2 pseudogenes are annotated in these 2507 nt (G+C 62.5%); one reads left to right on the forward strand and one right to left on the reverse strand.

Going from position 1 to position 2507, the window contains the following annotated elements:
- Positions 1-215: 215 nt before the first annotated feature.
- Positions 216-1021, forward strand: a pseudogene (locus tag IP83_RS19625) (transposase); the annotation flags it as partial.
- Between the two features lie 209 nt (positions 1022-1230).
- On the opposite strand, the pseudogene IP83_RS13380 reads toward IP83_RS19625, so the two are convergent.
- Positions 1231-2507, reverse strand: a pseudogene (locus IP83_RS13380) (IS110 family transposase); the annotation flags it as partial.

Genomic DNA, 2507 nt, shown 5'->3' on the forward strand with positions numbered 1-2507 from the left:
CCGTGCCCGCGCAGCAGCTTCTGCCAACGGGCTCGCGCTCAGCGAATGGCTGCGCAGGCTTGTTATTCGCGCATGCAATGACCATCGGGCGTCAGCACGAATGGCACAAATTTGAGCTAGTGAGTTAAGCAGGATTGGGGCTTTGTCGTAGTGACCTGCCCCCCGCTAGCTCCCTCAATCTGATGTAGAGTCTGCCCCATGGAAGGAGCAGACGAATGAGAAAGAGCCGTTTTTCCGAGGAACAGATGATCGGGATGATCAAGGAGCAGGAGGCGGGCCTGCCGACGGAGGAGGTTTGCCGCAAGCACGGCCTGAGCCCGGCGACTTTTTACAAGCTGAAGGCGAAGTACGGCGGCCTGGAGGTGTCCGATGCCCGGCGGCTGCGCCAGCTCGAGGATGAGAATGGCAAGCTCAAGCGGCTCCTGGCCGAGAGCGTGCTGGACAATGCGATCCTGAAGGACCTGTTGGGAAAAGTCTGACGACGCCAGGCCAGCGACGGGACGCAGCGCTCGGCGTGATGCGGGATTATCAGGTCTCGCAGCGCCGTGCCTGCCTGCTGATCGACGTCGACCCCAAGACGGTCCGGCGAGAACGTCCGCCAGACCATGCTGAGATCCGCGAGGAGATGCGCGAGATCGCCGGCCTACGTCGGCGGTTCGGCTATCGCCGTGTCGGCGTCATGCTTGAACGCAGAGGGCACATCATGAACCACAAGAAGCTCTATCGGCTGTACCGCGAGGAGGGTTTGTCGGTGCGTCGCAGACGGGGCCGTAAGCGCGCTCGTGGCAGCCGAACGCCAATGCCGGTCCCGCTGCGGCCGAACGACCGCTGGTCGATGGACTTCGTGGCCGACACGTTCGGCGCTTCCCGCCGGCTGCGCATCTTGGCGATCTACGATGACGCCTGCCAGGAGAACCTGTGCCTGGTGGGGGACACCAGCATCTCCGGCGTGCGGGTAGCCCGCGAGTTGGACACACTGGTGCGGTTGTATGGCAAACCCGCTTGCATCGTCAGTGACAACGTCCTAGGTTGGAAAGCAGCAGCGGGAAACGGCCAGCAGGTCTCGTTGCGCCGATTGTGATCGGCGCTGGTTGCGTTCTGATCCAGATGGCTTCCATCGTCAAGGAATGCGCTCTCGGCCATAGCAAACACAGGATCCAGCGGCCGAGCAGGTCGTGGTCCTCACCGTCCTTAAAATGAGATGCGGATGCCAGATGGAAGGCCCGAACATTATCTATAGGGTCGCCGTAGCGCCCTCACGGCACAGTAGAGAGGGGTCCTTCCATCTGGTGTCCGCCCGTTCGACGAACGGGCGGTACTCGGCTCCCGTCTTGATGACGGCGTGAGCGACGCGCGCCATCTTGGCGGTGAGTGCGGTCATCGCCTTGCGGCGGCGATCAGGGTCGTTGCCATGGCCGGCGACATAACGGCCAAGCTTGTCACGGAAGCTGTTGTCGCGCTGGCGGATGGCAACCTGGGTCGCCATCCAGAAGGTGCGCCGTAGCCGGGCATTGCCGTACTTGGAGAGCTTGGTCCGCCCGCGGAATGTGCCCGACTGGCAGGTCGCCAGATCGAGGCCACAGAACTTGAGAAACTGGCGATGGTGGGCGAACCGGCGAAGGTCGCCTGCTTCGGCGAGGATGGTCAGCGCGTTGATCGGCCCGATCCCCGGAATCATGCGCAACAGCTGGTAATCGCGGTTGTCGCTCAGCATGGCGTGGGCGGTTCGTTCGATCTCGTCGCGCTGCCGGATGAGGCTCCTGGCTTGAGCGATGACCATGCGGAACATGGTGATTGCGACCGAGTTCTCGTCGATCGGCAGCGCCACCGAAGCACAGGCCGTCTCGTAGATGTCGTTGATTAACCGTGCCTTGGACACTTTGCGACCGACGAGAGACCAAGCCTCGTGCGTAAAGCCTTCCTGGCCGAGCGCCGTCATGCTGGCAGGGGTTGGGAAGCGTTCGAGCAGGGCCAGAAACCAGTCGGATCGGCTGTTGCCAGCGAAGCGCTCGATCTCAGGAAAATACAGCGGAAGATAGTGCGTCAGGATCCGATGCCAGGTCTGGGTCTTGGCCTTGGAGATGGCTTCATGGGTCTTCGACATCTCCTGCAGGTCGTTGATCCCGGCGGCCAGCGGATCGACGTAACGCTGGGTGGCACCGATCCGCAGCATGTGCAGGATCACCTGCGCATCCTTGGAATCGTTCTTGTCCCAACCATTGTGCAACGCCTCGCGGGTGCGAGCCAGGGCAACCGACGAAATCAGTCGCAGCTCGAAGCCTGCCGAGAGCAGCCGATGGGCCAGGGTGCGATGGTAGTTGCCGGTTGCCTCGAAGCCGACGACGATCGGGGGCCCTATGCTGCCGAGCTCGTCGGCGAGGCGATCGTAGTCAGCCTTGGTGGCCATGATCGTTATGCGCCGGCGACGACCGCCCTCTGGGCGTTCAATCAAGGTCGCGTCCGTCAACGTGGTGTAATTTCGGCGGTGGCCTTGGGTCATCGTCAGG

It is taken from the genome of Novosphingobium sp. AAP93, from assembly GCF_001296055.1.
Taxonomy (GTDB): domain Bacteria; phylum Pseudomonadota; class Alphaproteobacteria; order Sphingomonadales; family Sphingomonadaceae; genus Novosphingobium.